The sequence below is a fragment of the bacterium genome, assembly GCA_026414725.1.
GTDB lineage: Bacteria > Ratteibacteria > UBA8468 > B48-G9 > JAFGKM01 > JAAYXZ01.
Genome location: JAOAIL010000013.1, coordinates 1 through 5,916 on the forward strand (window position 1 = coordinate 1; position 5,916 = coordinate 5,916).

General features: G+C 40.4%; 6 protein-coding genes. All 6 read left to right on the forward strand.

The features are described from left to right. Positions 1-567: hypothetical protein (locus tag N3D17_05435; GenBank protein MCX8082819.1), on the forward strand; the 567-nt coding region annotated here is incomplete at its 5' end. A 137-nt stretch (positions 568-704) separates the two neighbouring features. Beyond that, complete coding sequence (locus N3D17_05440) at positions 705-2,666, forward strand: alpha-L-fucosidase (GenBank protein ID MCX8082820.1); 1,962 nt, start codon at positions 705-707, stop codon at positions 2,664-2,666. 17 nt (positions 2,667-2,683) lie between these two features. Then, positions 2,684-3,853, forward strand: coding sequence for a Xaa-Pro peptidase family protein (locus N3D17_05445; protein MCX8082821.1), 1,170 nt, complete (start codon positions 2,684-2,686; stop codon positions 3,851-3,853). 63 nt (positions 3,854-3,916) lie between these two features. Then, positions 3,917-4,657, forward strand: a complete 741-nt coding sequence (locus tag N3D17_05450) for a creatininase family protein (GenBank protein MCX8082822.1) — start codon at positions 3,917-3,919, stop codon at positions 4,655-4,657. Then, positions 4,654-5,034, forward strand: coding sequence for a hypothetical protein (locus N3D17_05455; GenBank protein MCX8082823.1), 381 nt, complete (start codon positions 4,654-4,656; stop codon positions 5,032-5,034). The genes N3D17_05450 and N3D17_05455 overlap by 4 nt, the downstream gene beginning before the upstream one ends. A 99-nt stretch (positions 5,035-5,133) precedes the next feature. Next, the coding region (locus tag N3D17_05460; protein ID MCX8082824.1) for a hypothetical protein at positions 5,134-5,916 on the forward strand (783 nt) is incomplete at its 3' end.

Sequence of the window (5,916 nt, forward strand, 5' to 3'; positions counted from 1 at the left end):
GTATGTATAAGCAATATGAAGCAGATTGGACTTGCCTGTACAATGTATGCAGATGATTATTCTGAATACCTGCCTGGAGGTTTCAACGGAGAGAATTATTCTCCTGAGCCATGGGTTCTTTCTTTAAGTGGATATGTTCCACGAGGTATACCACCCTTTCCTGTTCTCGGTTCTTCAATCTTAAAGTGTCCTTCAAATAGAAAACCCCAGAATAACATTACCTCTTACGGACCTGCTGTCGGTGAGCCAGGTTTTGGTGGAATATGTGCAGGAGGACTGTGTAATAACGACCCTGCATTAAGAAGATTGGCTAAAAGAACGCAGGTAAAGTACCCATCTCAGACAGTATACTGGGTAGAGATAGACAACACTGAGTGGACTCATGGAATTACTCCGAGTATCTGGTCAACGAGGTTTTATCATACGATTCACAACGGTGGTTCCAATGTTCTCTTTGTGGATGGTCATGTCATATGGGTTCGTGCAGAAGAATGGCAGTCAGCAGGACCGACTTCTCACAGCTGGTACTATCATTTCTGCCTTGACTACCCTAAACCACAGTGGTAGTAGACATTTTTGACATATAGAGTTAAGGGAATTATTGAAAAACATCAAGATAAAAAATAGAATAGAGGGTAGCCGAGAAAAGGAAATTAACCTTTAGTGTAAAATAATTTGCACTATGCTTTCAAGGAGGGAACACAATGGATAAGTGGTTTGCAAAGAGGGCAGTACATCTGGATTTTCATACTATGCCAGGTGTTTATGATGTTGGGATTGATTTTGACCCTGAAGAATTTGCCGAAACACTAAAGAAATCAAGTGTGGACTACATCACTGTGTTTGCAAGGTGTAATTTAGGGTTTGCATATTATCCAACAAAGATAGGGATAGTACATCCAGGGCTTAAAAGAATAGACCTTCTGGGTGATATGGTATCTGCCTGTCATAAAAAAGGGATAAAGATAGCGGCATACTTTAATGCAGGGCTTGACCATGAGCATTCATTACTTCACAGGGAATGGTGTAAGGTAAATAAAAACGGGCAGGTGGTTGAGGTAGATAAGATGGGACATTTTTTCAGAAAGATGTGTCTGAATACTGGCTATAAGGAGCATCTTCTGGGAATGGTGGAAGAGGTTTTAGATATGTATCCAGTGGATGGAATCTTCCTTGACTGTTTTTCGCTTTCTCCCTGCTACGGAGTTGAGTGTATTGAAGGCATGAAGAAATTGGGGATGGACCCATTTGATGAAAAAAAGGGATGGGAATTTTGCTGGATTATAACAAAAAGATTCGGAAATGAGGTTAAAAATCTGTTAAAGAAAAAAAACAGGAATATATTTCTCTACTTAAATGGATTACCCTACAGATACCAGCCAACACATATAGAGCTTGAGGTTTTGCCCACAGGTGGCTGGGGATATGACTATCTACCTTTTATAATAAGGTATACCAGATCACTGAAAAAACCATACTTTACACAAACAGGAAGGTTCCATAAGTCCTGGGGGGATTTTGGTGGACTGCGTCCTTATCACTCCTTACTTTTTGACCTTTACAATTCCATAGCCAATGGTGGTACCTGCTGTGTAGGTGACCATATGCATCCGAGAGGTAAACTTGAAAGACATGTATATGAACTTATAGGCAGATGTTATTCGGAGATAAAAAAATTGGAAGAATTCACAGAAGGGGCGAAGGTAGAGACAGATATGGTTATTATTGAGCCAGAATTAGAAAAGATACCTGGTTTTCCATACGAGTTTCAGTCAGTTCAGGGTGCTACGAGGATGCTGATGGAATTAAAATACCAGTTTGATATATCTGATGGACTTGATGATATATCAAAATATAATGTGGTTGTGCTTCCTGATAATATTGTTATAAATGATAAACTGAAAGATAAACTTGAAAGACATCTGGAAAAAGGAGGGGTGCTTATAAGTTCTGCATACTCCTGCGTTGATAGAGACAAGAAAAAGTTTGTTCTTGATGAGTATAAAATCTCATTTGAAGGAGAAGAAGAAAATGACCCTTCCTTCTTTGTATTAGAAGATGATGTGTCAGAAGGGATGCCTCGTATGCCTGTAGCAATCTATCAAAGGGGTATCTCAATGAGAGTAAAAAAAGGGGGAAAGGTTCTTGCACGACATATAAAGCCATATTTTAATCTCCGTTCATGGGACTGGAAGCACGAAAATCTCTACACACCACCGGAAAAAGAGACAGGAAGGTCTGTACTTGTTAAGTGCGGGAATATCTTCCACTTCAGTTTCCCGATATTTAAGGGATACTTTAATGATGCTGTGGTCTGGTATAAAGTGCTTCTAAAAAACTGTATTGGACTGGTATATAAAGAACCATTGATTAAATACACTAACCTTCCTTCGTTTGCTCAGGTAACCCTCTCATCCCAGAAAAACAGAAGGATTGTTCACATACTTTCATACCTTCCTGAATTACGAGGAAACCAGATGCAAATAATAGAAGAGCCATTACTTTTAAAAGATGTTTGTATAGGAGTAAAACAGAAGAAAGGAGATAAGATTAGAAAAGTTTACTGTGTCCCTTCCTATCAGCAGGTAGAATTTGAAATTAAAGAAAACTATGTATGGTTTACAATACCAGAAATATCTGGCTATCAAATGATTATCATAGAATAAAAACAAGGGAGGATATTGTGAGTAAAAAGGTTTTTAGAATTTCGGATGCAGAGTTTAAAAGAAGGTGGGAGAAGGTTCAGAAGGGTGTAAGGGATAAAGGACTTGATTTAGTCATTGCTCACTCAGATGAGGCAGACCTTGCTAATGTCCGTTATCTCTCTGACTACTGGCCTATATTTGAATCCGCAGGTGTGATTGTTCCTGCAGAAGGAGAGCCAGCGTTACTGATAGGTCCTGAGAGTGAAACATTTGCAAGGGACACAAGCAGGATAAAGAAGATTTATAAACTTATTGAATACAGGGAGAGTGCTGAGCCAGATTATCCCAATATACAGGTAGATACATTCTCTTCTATCTTTAATGAGATGTTTGGTGGAAAGAAGGTAAAAAGGATAGGTATTGCAAGTTATCAGATATTTCCTCTACCTGTATATGAAGGTTTGAAGAAGGCAGCACCTGATGCAGAACTTGTAAAGAGTGATGAGATTATAGTTGACCTTCGCATTATCAAAAGTGATGAAGAACTGAAGATGCTTAAAGAGGCATTCAGAATATCAGAGGCAGCACTAACGAAAACCCTGAAAAAGATGAAGCCGACAATGACAGAACTTGAGGTGGTGGGTATCATAGAAGAGGCACTGTATGCAGAAGGGGCAGAGTATGAAGGGCATCCGCAGTATGTACTCGCGGGAAGAAATTCAAACCATGCTATTGGAAGACCTGGGTATGCAAAACTGGGGAAGAAAAACCTTATACAGTTGAATATAGGTGCTCGTGTTGCTGGATACTCTTCAAGTGTTGGTAGACCTGTCTGTTTTGGTAAGATGCCACCTGATATGAAAAAACTTGTATCTGCTGGACTGGATATGCACTGGAAGACAATGGAATGGATGAAGGAAGGTGTGAAGGCGAATGAGGTGGTGAAGAAGTTCTTTGAGTATGGAGAAAGGTTAGGGGTAAGCAAGAACATACTTTACGGGCCATGCCACGGGCTGGGTATGATGGAGGTTGAAAAACCATGGATGGAGTCCCATTCTGACTACTATCTTGAAGAAAATATGACATTCCAGGTGGATACATTCCTTTACTGTGAGGACTATGGACTACGGTGGGAAAACGGTGTTGTGGTGAAAAAGGACGGAGTGGAACCACTTTCTAAGAAACTGACCAAAATAATAGAATTATAAAAATTTCATTTTAACTCTGCCATTCGCTACTTAAAGGAGATGTTGTAGAGGAAGGAGGTACACATGAGATACGAGATGATGTTTGCGGAGCAGTTGCGGGAAGCAATAAAGAAGAATATCCCTTTTGTTATACCTGTGGGTGTACTTGAATACCACTCTGAACACTGTGTCTTTGGTGTTGATACACTTCTTATAATAAAAGCACTGGAGATTGTTGAAAAGGAGATGGATATAGTGATATGTCCTCCTTTTTACTATGGTGCAGCAAGTTATGCTGTTGAACCACCTGAAAGCAACGGCACAATACATATTCCGAGCAGAACACTTTATGTCTTTGCAAAAGACCTGTTCAAGGGGATGTTAAGAATAGGTATTAGGAATATACATATCTTTATCCACCATCAGAGTGAGAATTTTGTTGCAGGTATGCCAACAGACCTTGCGTTTAAACTTGCGGCAAGGGAATCAATATTTGAATATCTTGAAAAAGAGAGAGGAGAGGGCTGGTGGGGAGATGAAAAGATGAAGGACTACTATGCAATGCATCAACAGGGCTCTGACCCGTTCAGCTGGATAAAAATCCACCCATTTATGGATGAAGAGACACAGAAGAAGTTCCCCATAGACCATGCAGGAATGCAGGAGACATCACTTATGCTTGCATTCTGTCCTGAAGGTGTGGATATGAAGAGATTTACAGAGAAGAAATGGTACAGTCAGTTAGCAACAAAAGCATCTTTAGAGTACGGACTTTCTGCAAAAGAGATGATACTGAAGAGTATAAAGGAACGATTAAAACTATGAAAGAGACATTTGAGATAAGGATGATCCGTTCACCATATGGTGATTTCTATGGCAGAGATGTTGAGGACTCAGTAAAGAACCATCCTGACTGGTATCTTGAAGAGATAGCAAAAGAAGGGTTTAATGCTGTCTGGCTACACTGTGTTTTAAGGGACATAGTTTCCTCTGATGTATTTCCTGAGTTTGGGGAAAAGGAAAGCCAGCAGATACTGGCACTCAACAGAATGGTTGAGAAAGCAACAAAGTACGGATTGAAAGTATTTTTGTATTTCTGTGAGCCGAGGGGATTTCATGAGGAAGACCCTTTCTGGAAGAATAACCCTGATGTAAAGGGACAGTCAGTAGAGTTTCACGGAATCCCTCCTTTTTCCGGATGATACTATGCACTCTGTTCCAGCACACAGAAGGTAAAGGACTATCTTTATCAGAGCAGTTATAACCTTTTCAAGGAAGTGCCGGGACTTGGAGGAGTATTTATGATAACTGCAAGTGAGTTTCATACCCACTGTTATTCACACTATCCGAAGTGGCGACTTACATCCGTAGACCCTTCCACAGAGGAATGGGCAAGGAGACCTTTTGAGTGTAAGAGGTGCGATGAGAGGGATGCGTCTGATGTGACAGCGGAGATAATCACACTTATAAACAGAGGGATAAAAGATGCGGCTCCTGATGCGAAGGTAATGGCATGGAACTGGTCCTGGTATTATATCATTGAGCCAGACCCACAGGAGAAACTGATCAGTCAACTCCCGAAAGATGTAATACTTTTAGTTGATTTTGAGAGGGGTGGGTATAAAAAAGTTCTAGATAAACGTCTTGAGATAGATGAGTACAGTTTATCATATACAGGACCCTCTCCGAGGTTCAAGAAGTTATTCTATCTGGCAAAAAAGCGAGGAATGGAGACAGCGGCAAAACTTCAGATTGGTTCAACCCATGAACTGGTCACAGTTCCATATATACCTGTGCCATATAAGATTGCTGAAAAACTCTACCGTATGAGGAAGATGGGGGTAGAAGGATATTTAGGTTGCTGGATATTTGGAGGGGATGTTTCTCCCATGAGCAAGGTAGCGGGCAAGATGTCAGTAAATCCAGCACTTACTCCATCAGAAGCAGTAAGGCAGGTTGCAATAGAAGAGTTTGGGAAAGGTCCAGCAGGATATGTATTAAAGGCATGGAGGTTTTTCTCAAAGGCATGGGAGAACTATCCTTTCAGCAATTATTTTATCTACAGGGCTCCTGTTAATTATGCA